Genomic DNA, 23,325 nt, shown 5'->3' with positions numbered 1-23,325 from the left:
TATTAATGTTATGTGATAAAGCTCAACTGTGTGATTGCTTTTACCTATTTATTCTCATTAAATTCATGTTTAAAAAGCCGTGAAGAAGTTAGAGAAAGTCAAAAAGCAAGACCTGAACCTATGTGTTGATGATATGAAAAGGCGGTTAATCTCAGCATTTAGTAATACAGATAATAGTAGTTTTGATGCAACTTATACTCCTATCGCTAGGCCCGGTGGTCAAATATAGAGACTCACAAACTTTATTGGGCAAGTTCACTAAAATTTATTCCCACTTACAAACTCTATTCGAGTGCGCCATTCTTAAATTTAAATGCCAAAAAGCCGTTGCTGCAATGCAACGGCTTTTTTGTTGGCGAATATATGGAGCTGTTATCTTTCTGTTATCAAGTTCATACAAACACAATTTAGGTTAAATATTCACTAAATATAGATGGCGGAGCGATGGCTCGCCTTTTCGCAGAAAGTATCTGCCATACAGATAAGAGAAACCCTGCGTGATACACGATTAATTGCGTTCTTACTTCACTTTTAATATTCGTAACTTCAGACTTTTTGATGATTATTCTGACACTCCAAGCCACTTCGACGCTGCTCTTTTGTTAGGCCCTTGAGTAAATATGCTACCAGCTTTTAAATCTTCAACTGAGCTTATTAATATCCTAAATATCGAAACAGTTTGTTAGCAGTAATATCTTCAATAACAACAATAATTCAGAGGCAAAATATTTGGGGTTTGAAAATGATACATGGATATTATTCAGTTTTTTTTACTAATGGCTTCGATGCACAAAGCTATATAAAAATGCGATTTAAAAACCAATTACATCACCTTTAACTTTGTTTAAAAAACACTCGCAAAAAATGAAAAAAAGTATCTATACTAGAAACTGTATCGAGCTCAGATATTTCAAGGAGAAAGGAATGAATCGTTTAAGTCGAGTGGGAGCTATTATTTCAGTATTACTGCTTTCGGGACTGCCACAAGCATATGCTAGCGAAATAGATAGAACAGTGATACCTATAAGTAATGGGAAGTTTGAAGGAAAAATAGGCAAAACATTTGAAACTTCAAAACAGGATTATCCGCAGCCAATTCAGGCACCAAAAGGCGCACCTAATGTCGTAGTGATTTTACTTGACGACTTTGGCTTCGGCCACCCCAGCACCTTTGGGGGGCCAATACCGACCCCTTCAATCGATGAATTAGCTAATCAAGGTTTAAAGTTCAATCGTTTTCACACTACCGCGATTTGCTCACCAACTCGTGCCGCTTTACTGACAGGTAGAAACCATCATCAGGTTGCTTCAGGCACGATTACCGAGCTTTCAACAGGTTACCCTGGTTATCACAGTGTTTGGCCCGATGAAACAGCGACCGTTGCTGAGATATTAAAAAGTAATGGCTACAACACGGCTGCATGGGGTAAATGGCACAATACTCCTGATTGGGAGACAAGCCCTATAGGACCATTTGATCATTGGCCTACAGGACTTGGGTTTGAGTATTTTTATGGTTTTCAAGGCGGCGAAACAAGTCAATGGGAGCCTCAATTATTTAGAAATACCACCCCTGTTGAGCCACCTAAAAAACCGGAAGAAGGGTATCACTTAACGGAAGATCTTGTTGATGATGCTATAAACTGGATAGGCCAACAAGAGTCTATCGATAGTGATAAACCATTCTTTATGTACTTTGCAACGGGTGCAACACACGCTCCTTTGCATGCGCCGCAGGAGTGGAATGATAAATTTAAAGGTAAGTTTGATCAGGGCTGGGATAAAGTCCGTGAAGAGACACTTGCACGACAAAAATCGCTTGGTGTAGTACCACAGAATACCAAGCTGACAAAACGACCTAAAGAAATTAAGGCGTGGGATTCTCTGTCTGCCAACGAGAAGAAGCTATTCAGTCGACACCAAGAAGTATTTGCGGGTTTTGCTGCACATACCGACTATCACGTAGGCCGGTTGCTTGATGCTATCTCACAATTACCCGATGCAGATAATACCATGATTATATTTATTGCTGGTGATAATGGCCCAAGTGCTGAAGGTAGTGCTACTGGTACGCTTAACAATATGATGACTCAGAATGGTATTGCTGACACTGTTGAAGGGCAGCTTGAAAAAATCGATGAACTCGGTGGGCCTCTTCACGAAAATCACTTTCCGGTTGGTTGGGCGTGGGCTGGCTCTTCACCATTCCAATGGATGAAACGAGTACCTTCACACTTCGGTGGTACGCGAAATGGGCTTGTTATTTCATGGCCTAACTATATTAAAGAGCATGGTGGCTTACGATCGCAATTTCATCATGTAATTGATATCGTGCCAACGATTTTAGATGCAGCACATATACCTGAGCCAAAAATAGTGAATGGAGTAGAGCAGACTCCAATAGCCGGTGTAAGTATGTTGTATTCACTAAATGATAAAAATGCTGAAGGTAAGCGTAAGACTCAGTACTTTGAGACTGGTGGTCACCGTGCAATTTATAATGACGGTTGGGTTGCTGCCTCTTTCCACGGTGTGCCGTGGGACTTAAGTGGCTCAGCTGGCTTTGGTAACGATAAGTGGGAGCTTTATAATATTGAAGAAGACTTTTCTGAGGCGGTAGATTTATCGAATAAATACCCAGATAAACTTAATAAGTTAATCTCTATTTTCGATCAAGAAGCAGAAAAATATAACGTTTATCCACTTGATGATCGTTTTGTTGAGCGTGCATCGAACCCTGAACGTCCAAGTGTGACCAAAGGGAAATCAAAATTTACTTATCTACCAGGTACTAGTCGCGTGCCAGAGGGTAGTGCACCTCCTGTATATGGTCGCTCTCACACAATTACTGCAACGTTTAATATGCCTAAAGATGGTGCAGAGGGTGTATTAGTAGCTGTAGGCGGTGGTAGTGCTGGTTATAGTCTATACATTGAAGATAATAAACCTGTCTATGTAATGAATTTCTTCAACGAGGATCACTATTACTTAAAATCTAAGGAGCCATTACCAGCGGGTGAGGTCACTTTGACACTTGATTATATTCAACAAGGTGAAGCTCCGAATGGTGGACAAGCGACTCTTTTAGTTAACGGTAAGAAGATTGCTACCGGTAAGATAGATAAAGTACCACCTGTTCGTTACTCAGCGACAGAAACGCTTGATATCGGAAAAGATCTCGGTTCCACTGTTTCACGAAGCTACTATGATAAAGCTCCTTTTGCTTTTACTGGTCAGCTTCACAAAGTGGAGTATGTACTGAAGTAGTTGTTCAACTTGCAAGCCCACATTAGTGGGCTTTGCTTTCCATCAGAATACTAACTTTCAAGCTCCCTACTTTTTAATAAGCAATCAACCTTTGTACCTTTGTGGGTACAAATATCAAATAACCTGTATTATGTATTCTTTGATTTTAGATGGTGAGAGCTCTTACTTAACCATCTGATTTTGGTGTTGAAAATTGAAGGTGAAATAATGTTAAAAGGGAACTTTGTGGCCATTAAAATGGGTTTGGTGTGTTTGCTTGTGTTAAATCTTAGAGTTGGTGGTGCTTTGGCTAATGACGATACATCATTAGAGAGCGTGGTTGCAGATGCTAATTTCTTAGAATGTTTACAAGAAAGTGGCTATAAAACGGTGGGGGAGGTGACAAAAATACATTGCAAAGATCGCGGTATTACTTCAGCCAAAGGGCTTGAGCATTTTAGTAATTTAATAAAACTAGTCCTCAGTAATGAAGGGGATAGCTTCATAGTTGGTGAAATTGATGGCATTACAAGCAGACCTACCGATAAGAAAATGCCAAACCAACTGACCGAAATCGACATAAGCCACAACAGCCAGCTTTTTTTTGTTGATTTAAGCCAAAACAGCCTTACGAATATCGATGTAAGTAAGAACGAAGAGTTAAAGACTTTAATGCTAAGTGGTAATAAGCTTTCAAAGGTGGATGTAAGCAACAACAGTAAACTTACATGGCTTGATCTTAATGATAATAAGCTGACTGGCGAATTGACGCTTGTTAACACTGAACTGTATCAACTTTACCTGTCAGGCAATAAGCTCAAAAAAGTGAATTTACCGAGTGGTATCCGTAACCTTGAGCTTGCTAATAATCAGTTAAAAAACCTAGATTTAAGCAAGTTCAAGATGCTCAGCGAGCTAAACCTAGATGCCAACCAACTTAGCTCTTTAGACTTAAGCCATAATAAAAAGTTAACTGCACTTTTCGCCGGTAATAACCATTTAAGCGCTATCGACTTAACAGCAAACCCCTTGCTTCAAGTGCTCTATTTGTCGAATAACAAATTAAAAAACATTGATTTACGTGAACATGAAAATTTAGTAGATATCAGCCTTTTTAATAATCCACTACAAAAGGTAGATGTTAGCAAAAGCTATAGTTTAGAGCTGTTAGAACTCGATAGTGGTGTTGAGTGCATAGGCACAGGTTGTGCAACAAGGTTTGAAGGGTATTAATAACAGCGTGTAGGTAGAGCACAGCGAAACTCGATAAGTTAGCGAGGGGAAAGGAGAAAGGAGCTATCAGCTTTCAGCCGTCAGCTATCAGATTAAAACAAAAGAGCTTTAAGCCATAAGGTTTAGGTTAGATTGTGCCTGTACATTGCAAAGGCTAATCCCGATACCGTAGGCGTGAAATTTATTTCGCGCGAAGAAGTTAGAGTAAAGTCAAATAGAAAGACCTGGCCCCATCTGTTTGTTAATATTTGCTGGTTGCTTAAAAAATTATGAAAAGGGAATAAATATGTTCTGCTGTAAAACACTCATCAAATTATTAATGAGCGTGTCTATTATTTTTGGTTCATCTTGTTATGCAAAGCAAGATGTTTATTTTGGTACAGGCTCAGTATCTGGTGATGGTATTTATCATTCGGTTTTAGATAAAAAAACAGGAAAGTTATCTGAACCAGTTCTTGTTGCAAAAATCAAAGAGCCGAGCTTCTTAGCTAATCACCCAACTCTGAATGTATTATATGCAGCAGCGACAATAGACAAAACGCCTGTAGTAGCTGCATATAGCAAGCTAACTAACGGAAAACTTGCTTTGCTTAATCATGTTGAAATTGGTGACGGTAGTGGGGCACACATCGCTGTTCACCCTTCTGGGCGCTTTTTATTAACAGCTCAGTATGGCGGCGGCTCTGTGGCGGTATTTGCACTTGCTGCTGACGGTAAAGTTATCAAACGTAGTCAGTTAATAGAGCATACTGGTGGCTCAAAAGTCGTTAAAGATCGGCAAAATAGTCCTCACCCTCATTGGGTTGGTTTTTCACCTGATGCAAAATTTGCCTTTGTTCCAGACTTAGGGTTGGATGCTGTAATGATCTATCGTGTAGCAGACAATGCAGCTGAATTAATCGGGCATGGACAAGCGGATACAATAGCAGGAGGCGGTCCAAGGCATATGCGTTTTTCTAAAAATGGTCAGTTCATTTATTTATTAAACGAGTTGGATTTAAGCATTTCTACCTTTACGTATGATGCACAAACTGGTCAAACTAAACGAGAGTTTGTAGTGCCTACGTTAGGCAAAGCAATTAAAGAGCAGGAAGACTTTAATTCAGCTTCAGAAATTCTGGTACATCCAACAGGTAAATATGTGTATTCAGCTAATCGCGGTCATGATTCTGTGAGTGTATTTGCAAGCGATGAGTCAACTGGCTCTTTAAGACTACTTGAAACAGAACATGTTCGTGGTGCGTTTCCTCGTAATATTAATATGGACCCTGAAGGAAAGTGGTTATTAGCGGCAGGTCAGCATTCTAATACTGTGGCTGTATTTAAGATTGAGCAAACAACAGGGTTACTTCAGTATAGAACCAACAGTACAGTAAATGTTCCTGAACCTACTTGCATCTTGTTTGATTAAAACATAAAGGGGTTTGGTGTTTCTTTTACCTAACCCCTTTATCAACCCAGAACTGACAATATGCTGTTAGCAGCTATTGAATCAAACTCACTTGTTTAACATAGGTGTCAGTTTGCAAACCAAAGTGGCCTAGTACGTAAGTGTAGGTGGCATTTTCATTCCATAAACGGCTGCTGTGAATACCATACACATAGCAAGTGCCTGTTGAGCAGACAATTTGATCAGAGTAGCTTTTTATTGAATACACTTTGTCGCCTAATGCTTCACCATAAATACTGTTTAATAACGGGCTACCAACCGATAAGCCATAGTAGCCACAAGTGTTATTCCACACGTTGTATGGGTAAACACCACAACTTAATAGGCCCCGTGCGGCACCTGCAACACCTACAAAGGTATCAACATCTGATGCCATTGCTAACTTATAAATTTGCTGCGCTGCGAGTGTTACACCCATTGAATGGCCGATAATATCAATCTTACCTGTGCAAGATTGGTTGATTGCAGTAAGAATGGCGTTACGCACTGGTGTTTCTTCACTGCCATTATGATCGTTGCAGCTCGCGCAAGATTTAGATCCCCAATCTGGGGTGAAAATTTCACTGTCGGCGTAACCTTTTCGTTTTAATTCATTAATTGTGTTACTCCAACTAGAAGGGGAGGCGGTATTTCCATGTACAAGTACAACATTATCTCTGCATGCTGCAAGAGCCGTTGTGCTCATACCTGCGCATAGCGTAATCATCGTCAATAGGCGTCTCATTGTGTATTCTCCTGTTTAACATTTAATTTACAATGTATGAAGTTTAAACAGGGCAGGATATAGTACTTTCGTGCAGCGGCACTATTTAGCATTGTGCAATGTATGAGTTTATATTTTGCTAGCACTGTAGGCGTGAAATTTATTTCGCGCGATGAACAAAAGAGCTATCAGCTTTCAGCTATCAGATTGAAAGTTAGCAAGTTAGAGAGAGTAGAGGGGAAAGCAACTCGAGTCTTGTCCTCACTTTTTTCTCCTAAAATCTAATAATTTGTACTTAAAAAACACCCAAAAGTTAAATTATTGTAAATATTTTCTTGCTTTCGTACCTGTTTGGTCTATGTTTTTGGTCGGAGGTCACTCCTCCAACCTGATAGATAAGATTACAATCAACAGGAACACACATGAAAATAAAAACACTCTCACTAGTGCCAGCTTTAATGTTGGCAGCGGGTATCAGCCACAATGTTTTTGCTGCGCAAGGAGTCGCATTTGTGCACGGTACAGGCCAGCAAAGCGATGCGTATAATGACTATTGGACAGGCAGCTTTGTTGACACAGTTCGCCAAGGTTTGCCCAACAGTAGTAATTACACGGTCATTAATTGTGACTTTGATCAGTACATGTGGGCAGATGCTGCATCTGGCTGTTTAGCTGGGCAGCTCACTACATTTATCAATAATAAAAACATCACTGATTTAACCCTGATCACCCATTCTAATGGCGGTAATGTGGTGCGTTGGATTTTATCCAATCCAACATGGGATAGCCGTTATCCAAATATTATTAGCAAAGTAACGCGTACTATTGCACTGGCACCTTCAAGTGGTGGCACGCCTTTGGCTGATGCGGTTATTGCAGGTAATTCGTTCGAGCAAAGCTTAGGTTGGCTTTTGGGCTACGGCAGCGATGCAGTAAAACAACAGCAAGTATCTTGGATGGCGTCGTATAACGCACAATGGCTGAATGGCACTCCAAACCGCCCAAGTTTACCGTCTCGATTCGAAACTGTGGTGGGCAGTGATGTTGAATCAGCTGTATGGGATAGCGACAGCTATTGCGGTGGTTACCAAAACCAAGTGGGTCTTGAAGTAACACAAAACTGGTTAGACAGCTGCTCAGATGGCTTTTTAAATTGCAGTTCTCAGTCGTTAGCTGGGGTAGTGTGGTTTACCGATAAATCACGGACCCAAGGCAGTGAGCCTTTGAGTCATCAGCAAAGTCGACGCAACTGCTTTGGCTTGCCAAACATGCTTAAAAATCGAATTTAGGAGCTAGCTATGATTAATAAGTTAACCACACTTACAGCTGCAATCATGCTTGTAAGCACAGCAGCACAAGCAAATGATCAAACGGTTTATCAGTTTCCTCAAGTTCAACCTGCGTTAGGCGCTCAGCTGCAAACACTTGAAAAAGACAGCGTTGAGTATTGGCAGAAGGTTTCGGGCAAGGAACTTAAGCGAGGTGTGCCAGTATTTGTAAACCAAGCTGATAACTTTATTCGTATCGCGCCAAAAGCACGTTTTGATAATGGTGAAGTATTTAAGCCTCATGGCTTACAGCTTGATAAGCTGTCGGTACGTGATGACAACTTTAGACAAATGCCAATGCAAACAATGGTTGCACAAGAGCAAATGGAAAATGCTGGGTTTAACGATGGTAGTGTTGGGTTAAAGCTTGGTCAGGTCAATGGCAAGGCAATGTTAAGAACAAGCCAAGCACTTAACGACAACGACACCTACTTGCTGCATGTGATTGAAAAGGGCTCGAGTAATGCTTTGCATGCTAAATCGCAGTTTAAAGTAAAAGATCATCAACAACGTGTCGCTATGCAGCTCAGTATGGGCAAAAAACGCTTTAAAGATAGCGATGTGCAGTTAACACTTTCAAGTCCAGATGGCGAAAAGCTTGATGTGCGTTACGAAAATGGTGAAGCCGTATTTAATTACCCACTTGAAACCTTAGGTGCAGTAAATGGTTACTATGAGCTTGAGGCTAGTGTAAATACTAAAGTGAATGGTCAAACGGTAAAACGCTCAATAAAAATGCCGTTTGTACACAGCTCACAAACCATTAGTATGGATAAAGCCAAAGTAACAGCGCTTGGCAATAATAAATACCAAGCTAAAGTACCTGTGCAAGTGACTGAATCAGGGCGCTTTGCTATTCGTGCAACCTTAACTGGTAAAGGTGATAAAGGTGAACGCATTAAACTAGCAACGGTTGAAGTTGCAAAACAGATTGATAGTTATGGCAGTTTCACGATGCCTTTCGCGGTCACTAAAGCAGCCAAAGCCCCGTTCGAACTGGTGGATATTGAGCTTACCGACCAAACGCGAATGTTAAAGTTTGCAGGGGAATAAAGGGGAGTTCTTATCGTATGTTGGGTGGAGCGAAGCGAAACCCAACAAGTTTGCGAGTTACAAGGGAAAAGGAGAAAAAGTTGTAAGCTCTGACCCCGATTGTGCCTGCATATAGTTAAAGTGAAATACTCACCCGTAGGCGTGAAATTTATTTCGCGCGTAATCAATTCTGCTTTGCTCTATGTAGCGCGAAGCGCCTCGGTGTACTCTGTGGTTCAATATTTTTTGCACAAAGAGGAGAAAGTGAGAAGAGAATGAGTAACCCCAAAACCATCAAATTTGTTTTTAATAATACCTCTTAAGCTCAGCGTCTCTTTCCTCTTTGTGAAAATTATTTTTAAAACCTGCTTTGCTCTGTGTAGCGCGAAGCGCCTCTGTGACCTCTGTGGTTCAAATTGTTTTTTGCACAAAGAGAAGAGAATCAGAAGTGAATGAGTAAACCAACAAAACCATCACTTTTTAATAATTCCTCTTAAGCGCAGCGTCTCTTATCCTCTTTGTGATTATTATTTTCAAACCCTGTTTTTCTCTATGTAGCGCGAAGCGCCTCGGTGTACTCTGTGGTTCAATATTTTTTGCACAAAGAGAAGACAATAAGAAGTGAATGAGTAACCCCAAAACCATTCAAATTTGTTTTTAATAATACCTCTTAAGCGCAGCGTCTCTTATCCTCTTTGTGAAAATTATTTCTCTTTAGTTCATTTGCTTTGGGAAGTTAAAAATATGCTCAGTTTGAATTTGAACACAAACAAATATCTGTTTAGTTGGTTGTTTTTGTGTTTATTATAGAAATTAAACAATAATAAAGTTTGAGCTAATAAGCTCACCAAGGATGGTTATGCCAGATATGTATTTTGGAATGATCGCCAATCTAGGCGTTGTTCTATTACTCGTTTTAATTTTAAAAACACTCAATAAAGTTACAATAAACCTAACTTGGTTGCTTGGAACTCTTTTTATTCTATTTTGCTATTTCTTGGCCTTATTCAAAGGTAAAGAACTCATCTCACTGGATTTAGTCTTTTCAGATCTTAAATGGAATTGGTCAGGGAAAATAGTCGCTATTACTGTTTGGGCTTTAGTTTTAGTTTCATTAGCCGCTTTTAAAAGTGACTTTAAAATCAAGGAGGCAGGTTTTACTTTTAGTCAGAATGAAGGCTCTATAAAGCCAGCAATGCTTGTTTTAAGTTTGTTTATAGCATTGCAAGTTATTGTAACGCTTAGCCTAGGCGATGGACCAAATTACGACTTTGAAACATTACTCTATCAAGCTCTTATCCCAGGACTCGATGAAGAGCCAATGTTTAGAGGTGTTTTATTATTTTGTTTTTCATTGGCTGTTGTTTCATCGCGAATTAATTTCTTTGGCTCGCAAATAAACATTGCAGGCTTACTTTTAGTTTTATTATTTGGTCTAGTTCATGGGGTTATGTATATCGATGGTGAGTGGCATTTGTCTGCATTCAGAATCGTATTAACTGGGAGTTATGGATTTATTATGCTGTGGTTAAGGGAGCGTACTGGCAGTCTTGTTTTTCCAATTGTAGCGCACAATATGGTGAACTTTGTTGGGCAGTTAGTTTAGTGCTTGAACGTAAAGGAAATGTACCTTCAAGTAGATAGGTTGGCTTAATGGAAAAGTAATGGCAGAATTGTGTTTTAAAAATGGAAACTTAAATAATGGATTATAATCAGCCACTTTCGAAGCACTCCCTTGATTTAAACCTGAGCGACCGAGTTTGGTTTAGGTTTTCAACTTTCTATAAAAAGCCCGTTTTGCAGGCTGATTCTAATACAAAACTTATGTCGATACCGGGCTTAGCTGTGTTGTCGGGTGGCGCTGAGTTTTTGTTTTTCTTTATGACTATCGCTATTGCTGTAATGAGCCTAGTGTTACAAGAAATGGTGCAGCCGATATCCGCTTTTGTAACTAGTGTGAGTTGTTACCTTTGTGTATTTATTACCAAGCGAATCATGATTTATAACAAGTTTGGCTTTGGTCGTAAGTGGGTTATGAGCATATCAAAAGACTCACTCGAAATAGATAGGCAAGCAGTAAAGGGAAAAGCTTCAAAAATTTTGCATATCACTAAAGACGATATCAAAGAAATCGTTTTTAATTATACTTTTCATGGCAGAAGTGGCCGTATTGTGGACGATAAAACGGCCAATTTACACGCTTGTGAAATTCATCAAAAAGATGGCAAGGTTGTTACACTAGATAATATGCGAGTGGGTCTTTTTGATGTGTTATATCTTTTAAAATTCTATCAATACCCGCTGTTCTTTAAAGGCACGACTGCAGGTGGTGCTGGTAATATTTTGATTTTGATTATGCGACTAATTTCTCTTTCTGCGATCATTTCGGCTCTTGTAATGTTGGCTTTTAATTTAAAGTCATAAAGGTGAGCTATTTATAAAGTTATCAGACTTAAAGTACTTAAGTTAGCGAGTTGTAAGGGGAAAGATACGAGTTTAGAGGGACAAGATGCGAGGTGTAGGAGGCGTTTTAACGCCGAACAAAAATGGAGATATTAGATATCAGTCGTAAGAAGTCAGATTAAAACAAAAGAGCTTTAAGCTTTTAGTTGATTGTGCCTGCATATCGCTATGGTTAAACACGTTACTGTAGGCCTGAAATTTATTTAGCGCGATGATCTATTTAAAACGCTCAATGCCAGAAAACACCTACAAACCATTGCTACGCAAGATAAAGTTGCGGCTACAATTTGTTTACTTGCAACTCGATCTCTAGACCCTTTCACAAGTATTCTTTTACAATACATAAAATGACTTAATTCAGAGAATGCGTTGAACTACTTGGCTCACCTTTATTTAGCACAACCGACGGCTGATTCACACTTTGGTAATCTGCTGGGTGATTTTGGTGGACGTCGATATTCAGAGCAGTTATCCGATGCGGTTAAAAATGGCCTTGAAAATCATTATTTGGTTGATAGGTTTACCGACTCACATCCACTTGTAAAAGAGGCTAAGCAGTATTTTTCGCCAGCGCGTAAACGCTTTGCCAGTGTTGCAATTGATGTGGCGTTCGATCACTTTCTTATTCAGCATTGGCAGCGGTTTAATAACCTACCATTGGCTGATTTCAAACAGCACAGTTATGGCCTTTTAAATGCGCGCCAAGCCATGATGCCTTCACGCATGCAGCAAGTTGTTACCAGTATTACAAACAATGATTGGTTTAAAGAATATGAAACGCTCGATGGGGTTAGCCTTGCCCTTGATAACATCGCCAGACGTATTCGTTTTACCAACAACTTTGCAGGAGCCGCTGAAGATATTGCCCGCCATTATCAACAGTTAGACGCTGTGTTTTTAGCGTTTTTCCCCGAGCTGATTGAGCATGTTAAGCAAGCAGGGGTGGAAAAGCAGCTTTAAGCTATTAGCTTTCAGACTCAAAACCCAACAGATGAGCTGAAATGCTCACCCGTAGGCGTGAAATTTATTTCGCGTGTATTGAATACTGTTCTTCTCTGTGCAGCGCGAAGCGCCTCGGTGTACTCTGTGGTTCAATATTTTTTGCACAAATAAAAGAGTGTGAAGTGAATGAGTAACCCAATAAAAACAGCAAATTTGTTTTTAATTATTCCTCTGAAGCGAAGTGACTCTTATCCTCTTTGTGATTATTATTTTCAAACCCTGTTTTTCTCTATGTAGCGCGAAGCGCCTCGGTGACCTCTGTGGTTCAAATTGTTTTTTGCACAAAGAAAAGAGAGTGAGAAGTGAATGAGTAACCCAATAAAAACAGCAAATTTGTTTTTAATTATTCCTCTGAAGCGAAGTGACTCTTATCCTCTTTGTGATAATTACTCCCACAATGGTTCATAAACCGATTTGCCTCTTACCTTAAAATATGAAATGGCTGATATCTTGGCTGCTTGTTGCGGTTATATAGTCGATTAGTGATAGCTAAGTAAATTCTAAGGCGCTTACGAGCTCGTTTTTTAACTGAGCTGAACTACCCTTTATAAAGCAAGTAAGCCTTAAATTAATACTTACCTCAATCGCTGTACTTTGAACATAGCAATGTAATGTAGCAACCGTGAGGGAACAATAATGAGCAAACCTATAATTGCAGCCGTTTCGCCGAAAAAAGTCACCTTAGAACAGGGGCAAGAGTATTACTTTTGTGCCTGTGGGCGTTCTAAAAACCAGCCATTTTGTGACGGTTCACATGCCGGAACCGATTTCAAACCCAAAGCATTTACAGCAGAAGAGTCGGGCGATGCCTATTTATGCCAATGTAAGCACACTGCCAATGCGCCATTTTGTGATGGTAGTCACAAACAATTTGATCAAAGCCTAGTTGGTCAAGAAGGGCCGGGCGTGCAAATTCAAGCCTCTGATTCGCCAGTTGCTACAGCAACTAAAGAGGAACCTACCGTTGAGCTTATTCATCAATTAGCTCGAGAAGGATTATCAAAGCTTGGTCATCATGGTCCTATGGTGTCGATGGGGGTGCCACGATATCAATTACCTAAATGGGATGACTTACAGTTGATGGTCGCACAAATGGCAACGCAACCTTTAATGGAAGATGTAGCTGTTAATACTGAGCTTGTGGTTGGCCCGCGAGCGAAAAAGCCATTAAAACTGGCTATTCCGCTGTTTGTTTCTGATATGAGTTTTGGTGCTTTATCAGAAGAAGCCAAAGTTTCCTTAGCGAAAGGAGCTGAACTTGCTGGTACGGGTATTTGCTCAGGTGAAGGCGGTATGCTTCCTGAAGAGCAGCAAGCCAATTCACGCTATTTTTATGAGTTAGCAAGTGCAGGCTTTGGTTATAGCGAAGATAAATTAAAAAACGTGCAAGCCTTTCATTTTAAAGGCGGGCAAGGGGCAAAAACAGGCACGGGGGGTCATTTACCAGGCAACAAAAATGTTGGCAAAATCTCTGAGGTTAGAGGAATTGAAGCGGGTACTTCGGCGATTTCACCACCAACATTTAAAGATTTACACAGTGCGGCCGATTTCAAAAAGTTTGCTGACAGAGTGCGCGAGGTAACGGGTGGTATTCCAATCGGATTTAAACTAAGTGCTAATCATATTGAGAAAGATATTCAGTTTGCACTCGATGCAAGTGCCGATTACATCATTCTTGATGGTCGTGGTGGTGGCACGGGGGCAGCTCCTGAGATCTTTAGAGATCATATTAGCGTACCAACTATTCCTGCACTTGCCAGAGCAAGAAAGTACTTAGATGAACAAGGTGCAAGTGATGTTACTTTGATCATAACAGGCGGCTTACGCTTGCCGATTGATTTTGTAAAGGCGCTTGCCCTTGGTGCTGATGGGGTGGCGATTTCGAATAGTGCAATGCAAGCAATTGGCTGTGTTGCTGCGCGTATGTGTAATACCAATAACTGCCCAGCAGGGATTGCCACACAAAAGCAAGATTTACGTCAGCGCTTAAATATTGAAAAGTCAGCAAATCAATTGAAGAACTTTTTTGAAGCTTCAACTGAGTTGATGTCGGTTATGGCAAGGGCATGTGGTCATGACTCTTTAGCTAAGTTCAATGCTAATGATCTAGCAACATGGCACAAAGATATGGCGTTGTTATCTGGTGTTAAGTATGCAGGTGTTGGAATAAGTTAGCGAGTTTCGAGGGACAAGATGCGAGGTGTAGGAGGCGTTTTAACGCCGAAAAAAGTCAAAGGGGAGGGTATTCCAACCCAAAACCAACGCTATGATGTTAGCACCTAGCACCTAGCACCTAGCACCTAGCACCTAGCACCTAGCACCTAGCACCTAGCACCATCCCTACGCGATATAAAATCGCGGCTACACTCTTGCTAACTCATCCCATTTAATCGTCTGGGCCTTTTAGGGTAAATACTAAATGCCTGCGCATGTCTTTTAAAATCACACCTTTTTTCAGCATTGCCCCACTTAGGCGTTTTTGCCATTTTAATAGCTCTGGGGTCGCTGCATCGAGTGATTGCTGGTTTTCAAATTGAAAACACAAAAGCAATGAACCAGGGAATAAGTGGTATTCCACATCAAACCAGCATTGCAACATGCCTTCAAGCTCAGCGCGGCCTTGCTCTTCAAGGGTATCGGCAACATTTAATACAAGGGCTTGCTGTTTTAATTGTACTTTAGAAAGCTTTTTCATTTAAAAACCAAAATCGAGTCGAAAAGTCGATTATAACTAAGCTTTGATTGCAGCAACAACTTTCTTGCTTCCAAACTAAAGGTTATTTCATTGAGCGCCATGCAAAGGTCGAAGCGGCAACGACAATCGCAATAGAAATGCCAAGGTAAAGGGTTTCTATTGTGCCGCCGAACTCAACGGCGTGCTCTAAAAATAGAATCACTAAAATGACAGATGTTACCTGTACTAAGGTAATTTTTAAGTCATGAAAATCTTCGATATGAAAGGCGGCCAAAAACTGGCTACTCTTTGTGGTTGCAGGCGAAATGAATAGCCGGTACAGGCTGATGGTAATAACTTGAAGAGTAATACCGATAAGTAATAAGTCGAGAATTTTTAAAAGCTCGACTATCATCTCTTTCCCTCCCTTAGCAGAGTCAGGCAATGATATAAGTGTCGTTTTAACAACATTAAAAACGATGTTCACACAGGTTATATAAACAAGTAATGACGAAATTGCTGTAGTGATAATCGCGATGATGACTAAAAACCGGCTATTTTGAAAAAGGCGCTCCATATCAGCTCACATATATAAATTTCTTTGTTATACGAAGCTTAGCTGGTTTTTCATTAAATACAGCACGTTCATTGGCTAAGGGGGCTTAACTTATTAGTTCTTTAAGTATTTACGAGCGAGCTCTGGTTATGTATAAGTTTAAGGAATAAAAAGGTTGCTTCTATTAAGCATTAATACAAAAGGGATTTTTATGGGCTCGATGGCTAAGCACTCACTAGAACTGGATTTAAATGATAAAAAATGGTTTCGATATGCAGCCTTTAAAGGAAAATCGTCACTAACTGAAGATTCAATAACAGATCTAGAGCCTTTGTCAGGCTTAGCGATGTTATCAGGGTGGACCGAAGTGTTTTTTGCGCTTATGGTATCTGCGATTTCGTTATCTAGTTTTTATTTAGAAGATGTTGTTAAACCATGGTTGGCTTTTTTAATTTGCCTTACAAGCTTTTTATTGGTGTTTATTACTAAGCGCGTCATGACTTACAAGAAGTATGGCTTTGGTTCTAAATGGGCAATGAGCATAAGCAAGGATGAGCTTAAAGTTGATAAGTTGACGTTTAAAAAGCACCAAAATCGTCCCATCACAATTGCTAAAAATGAAATCGCAGAGGTGTTATTTCACTATACGATGGATCTAAAACGCAAACGAAAGTTTGGCGAACCACGAGTTAGATTACCCACCTTGCAAGTGTGTGAAATTTACTTAAAAAATGGTGATACCCATGAAATTGACGGGATGCGGGTAGGGCTTTTTAACGTATTATATTTAATGGTTTTTCATGGCTACCCATTAAGCTTTAAAGGCACTTTTGCTGGTGGTGCAGGGAATGTCTTAATTTTGTTACTAAGGATGTTTGCTCTAACAGCGATTGCAAGTGCGCTTAGTATGCTTTTCATTAATTTAAAGCCATGTGCAGTTATAGCGTGTTCTTGAGTGAAATAGCGCCTATTAGAATTAATAGACGCAGCTGGTACGCTTGTATTAAGCAATAAAGTCGAGGGTTACAAGTAGCCGTTTTTCGCCAGCAGCAAGTGCAGGTGAGCGGTGCACAAGCCCTTTACCTTCGTTATCTTGCCAAGTTTCGCCTTTTAATAGGGCTACATCACCCTCATTAAGAGAGTGAATTTTAGTATTTGCTGTCATTAATCCTGATTCTTCATCGCTTAACCCTTGATGGCCAGCGCCAAGTTTAGTGCGATCAAGTCCTGCATTTTGCAACCATTGTGAACCACTACCACAATATGTACTGACTAACCGGCAAGGAACTCTGTCGACATGAAAACGTGGGCACATGGCACGTTCAAGTACTCTTAGGCGTAATCCGGTGCGCTTTAACTCAAATAAATAACAAAACATATCAACTAACTTTGCCAAATCAGCTTTTAACTCCTGCGCTGATGGAAGTTTTTCAAGGGCTTTATCAATGTCAGTTCGAATAGAATCCTCGTTGATCACAGCGTTTATACTGAGATCAGGATTGGCTGCAATACTCTCGGCTACCTCTTTTTGCAGCTGTTCAGCTAAGCTGCGCTGCCAAATTGCAATGTTATGCTCTGGTTTATAAATATGCGAAAACACCACAGGGCTTAATGCCGTTGCTACTGTTGTTGGTAAGTTATCAGTATCATGTTCAAATGCGTAAGCTGTCATTATGCTTCCTCCCAAACAGGAAATGGGTCGGGCAGGGTTTGCCAAAGCGCTTTGCCTGCTAATAGTTCATCGTCGCTGAGTAAGCAGTTATCGAGTGCGTGTGTGATCGCTGCTTGATTAAGGTTTTGGCCAATAAAAACCAGCTCTTGGCGCATATCACCAAAGGGTTCTTGCCATACTTGGTTAATTGAATCTAAGTATTCGATATCTGTTGGCCACTGATCTTTCGGTAAGGCTTTCCAAAAAATGCCGCCAAAACCATAGCGAGCAATGCCGCCTGCTTGATTCCATTGGCAGGCAAATTGCGGTCGAGAGGCTAACCAAAAATAGCCTTTGGAGCGAAGTAATTTGCCTTCGGGTTGATTGTTATGAATAAAGTTATAAAACTTCTCAGGGTGAAAAGGGCGGCGGGCCTCGTAAGTAAAGCTGCTAATACCGTATTCTTCGGTTTCTGGGGTATGCTCGCCGCGCAGCTCTTTTAGCCAGCCAGGTGCTTGCTGAGCTTTTTCAAAGTTAAACAGGCCTGTGCTGAGAATTGCATTGATATCAACTTGACCATTTTCAATGGCAATCAGCTCTGCAGAGGTATTTAATGAGCTTAAAATGGCTTTTAAACTCTCAAGTTCATCGGCGCTAATTAAGTCTGTTTTACTAATTAAAATGACATCAGCAAATTCAACTTGATCAATGAGTAAGTCGGCTACGCTTCGCTCATCTTCATCGCCTAAGTGCTCGTTGGTTTCTTGTAAAAACTTGGCTTCGTTAAAGTCTTTTAAAAAGTTAACGGCATCAACGACCGTGACCATGGTATCAAGCCTAGCAACATCAGAAAGTGATACGCCATCTTCATCGGCAAAGGTAAATGTTTCGGCTACAGGAAGAGGTTCTGAAATACCGGTTGACTCAATGACCAAATAATCAAATTGGCCTGTTTGCGCTAAAGCGCGTACTTCAATGAGTAAGTCTTCACGCAGTGTGCAGCAGATGCAACCATTGCTCATTTCTACTAGTTTTTCTTCGCCGCGGCTAAGCGAAACATCGTTTTTAACTGTCGCTGCATCGATGTTTATTTCGCTCATATCATTGACGATTACAGCCACTTTTTTTTCTTCACGGTTATTCAAAATATGGCTGAGCACAGTGGTTTTACCTGCACCTAAAAAGCCAGAGAGCACGGTGACGGGAAGTTTGCTCATGGTAGTGACCCTTAATTAGATTAAACAAAATCGTTAAATGTTTTGTTATAATATATCAATAAAGGTGCGGTTAGGAATAGCTGTTATGTATTAATGCAAGATAAAGATTCACGGTAGTGAAGTGTAATACGCAATCGCATTGCTGTTTATTAGTGAAATCTGAGCTTTTATTGTGTGCTTGCCAAAGAAGACGAAGTTAATAAATGCCGAATGTTGAGTGATTTTTATGGGGGGAAGGGTAAACCTAAAATAGGTGGTTCAGATTGTTTTAGCTAGAAAAAATTACACAAGTTGTGTAATAAGTTTAATTACAAGTTATTTAATTCCGTTTTAACTTGTTGATATTGTTTGTTTTAATTTTGGCTTTTTACTTGCTTATTAGTTTTCCTAAATTTACGTAATAACAATTTAACGAGTTTAAAATAAAGGGAAACTTATGCCGGAGTCATTTAAATATTCAGGTCAAAAGGGGCATGGTGGTGAGCTACATCAACATGCAAATAATCAGTATTCAACAATGACTACAGCACAAGGTTGTCCTGTTAGTGATAATCAAAATTCATTGTCAGCAGGTAAGCGTGGTCCAACATTAATGGAGGACCATATTTTTCGTGAAAAAATGTTTCATTTCGATCATGAGCGTATTCCTGAGAGGGTGGTGCATGCTAGAGGTTATGGGGCACACGGTTACTTTGAAACTTACGAAACACTTGAAGAGCTGACATGCGCGGATATATTTCAACGAAAAGGCGAAAAAACACCTGTATTTACTCGGTTTTCAACGGTCGCTGGTAGTAAGGGCTCACCTGACTTAGCAAGGGATGTGCGCGGGTTTGCTGTTAAATTTTATACAAAAGAGGGAAACTGGGATTTAGTTGGTAATAACATTCCTGTGTTTTTTATCCAAGATGCGATGAAATTTCCAGACTTGATCCATAGCGCTAAAGCTGAGCCTGATCGTGGTTTTCCGCAAGCGCAAACGGCTCATGATAATTTTTGGGACTTTATTAGTTTATCGCCTGAATCTATGCACATGGTCATGTGGGCAATGTCTGATAGAGCTATTCCACGTTCATTACGCTTTATAGAAGGATTTGGCGTTCACACATTTAAGTTTATCAATAAAAATGGTGAGAAAAAGTACGTTAAATTCCATTGGAAACCTAAATCAGGCATGCAATCAGTGGTTTGGAATGAAGCTGTTAAAATTAATGGAGCAGATCCTGACTTTCACCGTCGCGATATGTGGGAATCAATTCAAAATGGCGATTACCCTGAGTGGGAACTTGGCGTACAGGTATTTGACCAAGCTTTTGCTGATGACTTTGAGTTTGATGTATTTGATGCAACAAAGCTTATCCCTGAAGAACAAGTACCCGTTAAGATCATTGGTCGAATGGTTTTAGATAGAGTGGTTGATAATTTTTTTGCAGAAACAGAACAAGTTGCTTTTTGCACGCAGAACATAGTTCCCGGAATCGATTTTACGCCAGATCCACTATTACAAGGGCGTAACTTCTCATATTTAGATACGCAAACCAAGCGATTGGGAGGGCCAAATTTCACTCATATCCCTATTAATGCACCTAAATGCCCAATGCATCACTTTCACCAAGATGGTCACATGGCAATGCATAACCCCAAAGGAAGAGTAAATTATGAGCCAAACTCTTGGCAAAGTGATGAAAACAATCCAAGAGAATGTCCTGTTCATGGCTTTAAAAGTTCTGATGAAGAAACGCAAGGTAGCAAGCTAAGGTATCGATCAGAAACCTTCAGCGATCATTACAGCCAAGCTAGGCAGTTTTATATAAGTCAAACTAAGATAGAGCAATCACATATTCAGGACGCATTGATTTTTGAACTTTCAAAAGTGGAACATTTAGCTATTAGGGAGCGTGTGGTGTCTCATTTACTAAATATTGATAGCGAGTTAGCTAAATTAGTGGCCTCTGGTTTGGGCTTGCAAACAATCCCTGACCCTGCTGAAGCTGCACTAAAAACTCGCCAAGATTTACCTGTATCTGATGCACTGAGTATTCAAAAAAGTGCTTTAAATACTTTTGAGGGAAGGAAGCTCGGTATTCTCGTTAGTGATGGATTTGACGATCAGCTATTTAATTCATTAGTTAGTGAACTAAACGAGCAAGGTGCGAACTTTGAAATCATTGCAGCCCAGATAGGTGGAGCGAAAAGTTCTACTGGTGTTCATCTTGGAGCTGAGCAAGTTATTAACGGCGGCCCTTCTGTTTTGTATGATGCAGTTGTTTTACTGACATCAGAGGAAGGTGCTAAAGAGTTAATTAAAATTCCAGAGGCGAGAGATTTCGTTTCAGATGCGTACTCACACAAAAAGTTTATTGGTTTTACTGAAAGCTCTATGGAGTTGTTAAAAGCTGTTGGCTTAAATGGAAACCAAGACGACGGCATAATTAACCTAGAAACGTGCAAGGCATGTGACTTTCTTCAGACACTAACACAACTTCGTTATTGGCAACGATAACTCATCTTTCAAGGCGGGGGCTACTCGCCTTGAGTAATGATTATTTATTTAGTGGGAAGGTGCAGTGAAATTAATTTATGTTGATGATAATTTGCCTGGTATTACTCGAAAAAGTCACTCTAAATGTTGGCTTTACTACGACCCTACAGGTAAGCGGATTAATGATAAAAGTGAAATCGCCCGTTTAGATGCACTAGCATTCCCTCCTGCATACAAAGATGTTTGGTTTTGTCCTGAGGAAAATGGCCATATCTTAGCAACTGGTTACGATACAAAGGGAAGAAAACAATACCTTTATCATCCAGATTTTAGAGAGCAGCAGGAACTAAAAAAGTTCGAAGTGTGTGAGCTTTTCGGAAATAAATTACCTTTACTTAGAGCAAAGTTAGCTGAATATTTAGAAGGTAATACACTTGACTATCAAAGGACATTAGCTGCAGTTGTTAGATTGATGGATTTAGGCTCTTTGAGGATAGGATCTAAACGAAACGCGAAAGAAAATAATAGTTTTGGAGCGACAACCTTACGTCGCCGCCATGCGAAAATAACAGGGAAAAATATTCGCTTAGAATATAAAGCTAAATCTGGCAAAGTGAGAGAGGTTAACCTTACAGATCGTGTTTTGAGCACCATTATTAAAGAGTTGCAAGATTTACCCGGACAAAACCTGTTTCAATACAAAGAGGATGGTGAATGTATTCCCGTAACTTCACGTGAAGTTAATCAATTTATTCAGCATGTAATGGGAGAGGAGTTTAGTGCAAAACACTTTAGAACCTGGCGTGCAAGTGTTTTAGCATTCGAAGCTTTTTATAATGCAAAGAAAAAGCTCCCTTTGTGCGACATGCTAGAAACGGTATCGAGCCATTTGGGTAATACGCCAACGATAGCACGTAATTCTTATATTCACCCGGCGCTTATTGATTTATGTAAAAAGGATGAAAACAGCCAGGTTGCTTTAAGAAAGCAATTAAAACTGCCCCGTAAAACGAAGTATTTGAATAGATACGAGCGAGGACTGCTACTCTTTCTCAGCTAGTAGATTTGTCTATTGCTGGTAGTCAAGCAATGCCAATTCCTGATAACAACAATGACAGAATAAGTAAGACTATTTGGCAGTGTACTAATAAGTACGGCTGGCTTAACCTTTAGCTAATTAACTGCTTATTAAGGATTTATATGCGCTTAGCCACACGGTTGTTACCGCTTTTTATTACTTGTTTACCTTATACTTTATCGGCAAATGAAGTTTCAGCACCTGAGCTTCCTGAGGCTATACAAGAAATCTACCCTACAGTAATGAATCAACAAGTTTGGGTTGCAGGTGGTATCTCTACTGAACTGCCAGCATCAAAGGGTAAGATGACTGCAAAAGTTCATTTTTGGTCACCAGAATACTTAAGTTGGCAATCCGCTCCCAGTTTGCCCGAGGGGCGTCATCATACTTATTTAATTGCAGTAGAAAAAAGATTATTTGCCTTCGGAGGTTTCGTTAATGCGCAAGGCCAATGGACCAATAGCCGTGATGTGTTAATGCTAGATGAAGGCGCTAAAGCATGGCAAAAAGTGGCGAGCTTGCCTTTTGCATTAAGTGAAACCGTAGGCGCAGTGTTAAATGGAAAAGTACATTTAGCCGGCGGCCGCAGCCCTAGCAGTGAGAAAAATGGACAGTGGCAGCATAGTTTAGATGTTAGAGCGCATCTAGTCTTTGATCCTAAAAGCTTCACATTTACAGAAGCGGCACCTTTACCTTCAGCGAAAAACAGTGCGGCAAGTGCACAAGTAAACGGCCGGTGGTTTGTGCTTGGTGGCAGGACAGTAGGTGGCGAGCCAATCACAGAAATGCTCGAATACTTACCAGATACAGACATTTGGCAGGCACATGCAGCATTACCCAAAGCGCGTGCCGGGCATGCAGCGGCAGTTATTGATAATGCTATCTATGTGTTTGGCGGTGAACATAGCAAAGGGGTTGACCGTGAGGTTTTTAAATATGATTTAACCAAGCAGCAATGGGGCAAAGCTTTCGAATGGCAAACGCCTCGTCATGGCTTAGGGGCCATCACGTTAAAAGGCCAAATTTGGCTTGTGGGTGGCGCCACAAAAGTGGGATTGTCTGAAACAAGCAAAGCAGTGACTTCACTTAGTAAGCTTATTGACTAATAGTTTGCTTCTACTGAGATAGGTTTGGTTGAAAGTTCATAACCTAACTCTTGAATAAATGTCTCTAATAAAGGAAAATTGACCGCTTCGTCTCACAATAAGAA

The 23,325-nt window shown here is 40.3% G+C and carries 18 protein-coding genes; 13 read left to right on the top strand and 5 right to left on the bottom strand.

Annotation, left to right across the window (positions count from 1 at the left end):
* Positions 1 to 924 precede the first annotated feature (924 nt).
* From L1D46_RS13375 to L1D46_RS13365, 3 genes are all read left to right on the top strand, one after another.
* Positions 925 to 3,267 carry an arylsulfatase gene (locus tag L1D46_RS13375; protein ID WP_239977666.1) on the top strand — a complete coding sequence of 781 codons (2,343 nt, stop codon included), beginning with the start codon at positions 925 to 927 and terminating at the stop codon, positions 3,265 to 3,267.
* 207 nt (positions 3,268 to 3,474) lie between these two features.
* Positions 3,475 to 4,479 carry a hypothetical protein gene (locus L1D46_RS13370; RefSeq protein ID WP_239977665.1) on the top strand — a complete coding sequence of 335 codons (1,005 nt, stop codon included), beginning with the start codon at positions 3,475 to 3,477 and terminating at the stop codon, positions 4,477 to 4,479.
* A 286-nt stretch (positions 4,480 to 4,765) separates the two neighbouring features.
* Entirely contained in the window at positions 4,766 to 5,890 is a 1,125-nt protein-coding gene (locus tag L1D46_RS13365; RefSeq protein WP_239977664.1) for a lactonase family protein, read from the top strand.
* Positions 5,891 to 5,963: 73 nt separating this feature from the next.
* Here the strand turns inward: L1D46_RS13365 and L1D46_RS13360 are convergent, their stop codons facing one another.
* Positions 5,964 to 6,653, bottom strand: a complete 690-nt coding sequence (locus tag L1D46_RS13360; protein ID WP_130050868.1) for an alpha/beta fold hydrolase — start codon at positions 6,651 to 6,653, stop codon at positions 5,964 to 5,966.
* A 401-nt stretch (positions 6,654 to 7,054) separates the two neighbouring features.
* Between L1D46_RS13360 and L1D46_RS13355 the strand changes: the two genes are divergently transcribed.
* From L1D46_RS13355 to L1D46_RS13330, 6 genes are all read left to right on the top strand, one after another.
* Positions 7,055 to 7,921: a hypothetical protein gene (locus tag L1D46_RS13355; protein ID WP_167658072.1), complete on the top strand. Its 867-nt coding sequence runs from the start codon at positions 7,055 to 7,057 to the stop codon at positions 7,919 to 7,921.
* A gap of 9 nt (positions 7,922 to 7,930) precedes the next feature.
* Positions 7,931 to 9,013: a DUF4785 domain-containing protein gene (locus tag L1D46_RS13350; protein WP_167658071.1), complete on the top strand. Its 1,083-nt coding sequence runs from the start codon at positions 7,931 to 7,933 to the stop codon at positions 9,011 to 9,013.
* A gap of 838 nt (positions 9,014 to 9,851) precedes the next feature.
* The gene (locus L1D46_RS13345; RefSeq protein WP_239977663.1) at positions 9,852 to 10,598 is read left to right on the top strand and encodes a CPBP family glutamic-type intramembrane protease; all 747 of its coding nucleotides are present in this window, start codon (positions 9,852 to 9,854) and stop codon (positions 10,596 to 10,598) included.
* Positions 10,599 to 10,693: 95 nt separating this feature from the next.
* Positions 10,694 to 11,416, top strand: coding sequence for a hypothetical protein (locus L1D46_RS13340; protein ID WP_239977662.1), 723 nt, complete (start codon positions 10,694 to 10,696; stop codon positions 11,414 to 11,416).
* A gap of 408 nt (positions 11,417 to 11,824) precedes the next feature.
* Positions 11,825 to 12,415: an ACP phosphodiesterase gene (locus tag L1D46_RS13335; protein WP_167658068.1), complete on the top strand. Its 591-nt coding sequence runs from the start codon at positions 11,825 to 11,827 to the stop codon at positions 12,413 to 12,415.
* 678 nt (positions 12,416 to 13,093) lie between these two features.
* Positions 13,094 to 14,632, top strand: coding sequence for a glutamate synthase-related protein (locus tag L1D46_RS13330; protein WP_178927292.1), 1,539 nt, complete (start codon positions 13,094 to 13,096; stop codon positions 14,630 to 14,632).
* Between the two features lie 211 nt (positions 14,633 to 14,843).
* On the opposite strand, the gene L1D46_RS13325 is transcribed toward L1D46_RS13330, so the two are convergent.
* Complete coding sequence (locus L1D46_RS13325) at positions 14,844 to 15,152, bottom strand: hypothetical protein (protein ID WP_130050872.1); 309 nt, start codon at positions 15,150 to 15,152, stop codon at positions 14,844 to 14,846.
* Between the two features lie 82 nt (positions 15,153 to 15,234).
* A complete protein-coding gene (locus L1D46_RS13320; protein WP_054560737.1) occupies positions 15,235 to 15,708 on the bottom strand; it encodes a YqhA family protein in 474 nt (157 codons plus the stop codon).
* Between the two features lie 190 nt (positions 15,709 to 15,898).
* Between L1D46_RS13320 and L1D46_RS13315 the strand changes: the two genes are divergently transcribed.
* Positions 15,899 to 16,642, top strand: coding sequence for a hypothetical protein (locus tag L1D46_RS13315; RefSeq protein ID WP_239977661.1), 744 nt, complete (start codon positions 15,899 to 15,901; stop codon positions 16,640 to 16,642).
* A 48-nt stretch (positions 16,643 to 16,690) separates the two neighbouring features.
* Here the strand turns inward: L1D46_RS13315 and L1D46_RS13310 are convergent, their stop codons facing one another.
* Both L1D46_RS13310 and zigA read right to left on the bottom strand, forming a co-directional pair.
* On the bottom strand, positions 16,691 to 17,359 hold the full coding sequence (locus tag L1D46_RS13310; RefSeq protein WP_239977660.1) for a DUF1826 domain-containing protein: 669 nt from the start codon (positions 17,357 to 17,359) through the stop codon (positions 16,691 to 16,693).
* Positions 17,359 to 18,555 (bottom strand): zinc metallochaperone GTPase ZigA, encoded by a 1,197-nt coding sequence (zigA, locus tag L1D46_RS13305; RefSeq protein WP_239977659.1) that lies wholly within the window; start codon positions 18,553 to 18,555, stop codon positions 17,359 to 17,361. Before zigA ends, L1D46_RS13310 begins: the two co-directional genes overlap by 1 nt.
* Before the next feature lie 436 nt (positions 18,556 to 18,991).
* On the opposite strand from zigA, the gene L1D46_RS13300 reads away from it, so the two are divergent.
* The 3 genes from L1D46_RS13300 (at position 18,992) to L1D46_RS13290 (ending at position 23,221) form a co-directional block, all read left to right on the top strand.
* On the top strand, positions 18,992 to 21,058 hold the full coding sequence (locus L1D46_RS13300) for a catalase (RefSeq protein ID WP_239977658.1): 2,067 nt from the start codon (positions 18,992 to 18,994) through the stop codon (positions 21,056 to 21,058).
* 64 nt (positions 21,059 to 21,122) lie between these two features.
* Positions 21,123 to 22,097, top strand: a complete 975-nt coding sequence (locus L1D46_RS13295) for a DNA topoisomerase IB (protein ID WP_167658065.1) — start codon at positions 21,123 to 21,125, stop codon at positions 22,095 to 22,097.
* 140 nt (positions 22,098 to 22,237) lie between these two features.
* A complete protein-coding gene (locus L1D46_RS13290) occupies positions 22,238 to 23,221 on the top strand; it encodes a kelch repeat-containing protein (RefSeq protein WP_239977657.1) in 984 nt (327 codons plus the stop codon).
* Positions 23,222 to 23,325: the final 104 nt, after the last annotated feature.

This window comes from Pseudoalteromonas sp. Isolate3, from assembly GCF_022398505.1.
Taxonomy (GTDB): Bacteria; Pseudomonadota; Gammaproteobacteria; order Enterobacterales; family Alteromonadaceae; genus Pseudoalteromonas; species Pseudoalteromonas apostichopi.
Note: the sequence above shows the minus strand (reverse complement) of the source record. Positions and strands in the feature narration are given on the sequence as shown.

Bases quoted from the DNA above. Each gene is read 5' to 3' on its own strand.
- L1D46_RS13375 (WP_239977666.1), top strand. From the start codon at position 925: ATGAATCGTTTAAGTCGAGTGGGAGCTATTATTTCAGTATTACTGCTT.
- L1D46_RS13370 (WP_239977665.1), top strand. From the start codon at position 3,475: ATGTTAAAAGGGAACTTTGTGGCCATTAAAATGGGTTTGGTGTGTTTG.
- L1D46_RS13365 (WP_239977664.1), top strand. From the start codon at position 4,766: ATGTTCTGCTGTAAAACACTCATCAAATTATTAATGAGCGTGTCTATT.
- L1D46_RS13360 (WP_130050868.1), bottom strand. From the start codon at position 6,653: ATGAGACGCCTATTGACGATGATTACGCTATGCGCAGGTATGAGCACA.
- L1D46_RS13355 (WP_167658072.1), top strand. From the start codon at position 7,055: ATGAAAATAAAAACACTCTCACTAGTGCCAGCTTTAATGTTGGCAGCG.
- L1D46_RS13350 (WP_167658071.1), top strand. From the start codon at position 7,931: ATGATTAATAAGTTAACCACACTTACAGCTGCAATCATGCTTGTAAGC.
- L1D46_RS13345 (WP_239977663.1), top strand. From the start codon at position 9,852: ATGCCAGATATGTATTTTGGAATGATCGCCAATCTAGGCGTTGTTCTA.
- L1D46_RS13340 (WP_239977662.1), top strand. From the start codon at position 10,694: ATGGATTATAATCAGCCACTTTCGAAGCACTCCCTTGATTTAAACCTG.
- L1D46_RS13330 (WP_178927292.1), top strand. From the start codon at position 13,094: ATGAGCAAACCTATAATTGCAGCCGTTTCGCCGAAAAAAGTCACCTTA.
- L1D46_RS13325 (WP_130050872.1), bottom strand. From the start codon at position 15,152: ATGAAAAAGCTTTCTAAAGTACAATTAAAACAGCAAGCCCTTGTATTA.
- L1D46_RS13320 (WP_054560737.1), bottom strand. From the start codon at position 15,708: ATGGAGCGCCTTTTTCAAAATAGCCGGTTTTTAGTCATCATCGCGATT.
- L1D46_RS13315 (WP_239977661.1), top strand. From the start codon at position 15,899: ATGGGCTCGATGGCTAAGCACTCACTAGAACTGGATTTAAATGATAAA.
- L1D46_RS13310 (WP_239977660.1), bottom strand. From the start codon at position 17,359: ATGACAGCTTACGCATTTGAACATGATACTGATAACTTACCAACAACA.
- zigA (WP_239977659.1), bottom strand. From the start codon at position 18,555: ATGAGCAAACTTCCCGTCACCGTGCTCTCTGGCTTTTTAGGTGCAGGT.
- L1D46_RS13300 (WP_239977658.1), top strand. From the start codon at position 18,992: ATGCCGGAGTCATTTAAATATTCAGGTCAAAAGGGGCATGGTGGTGAG.
- L1D46_RS13290 (WP_239977657.1), top strand. From the start codon at position 22,238: ATGCGCTTAGCCACACGGTTGTTACCGCTTTTTATTACTTGTTTACCT.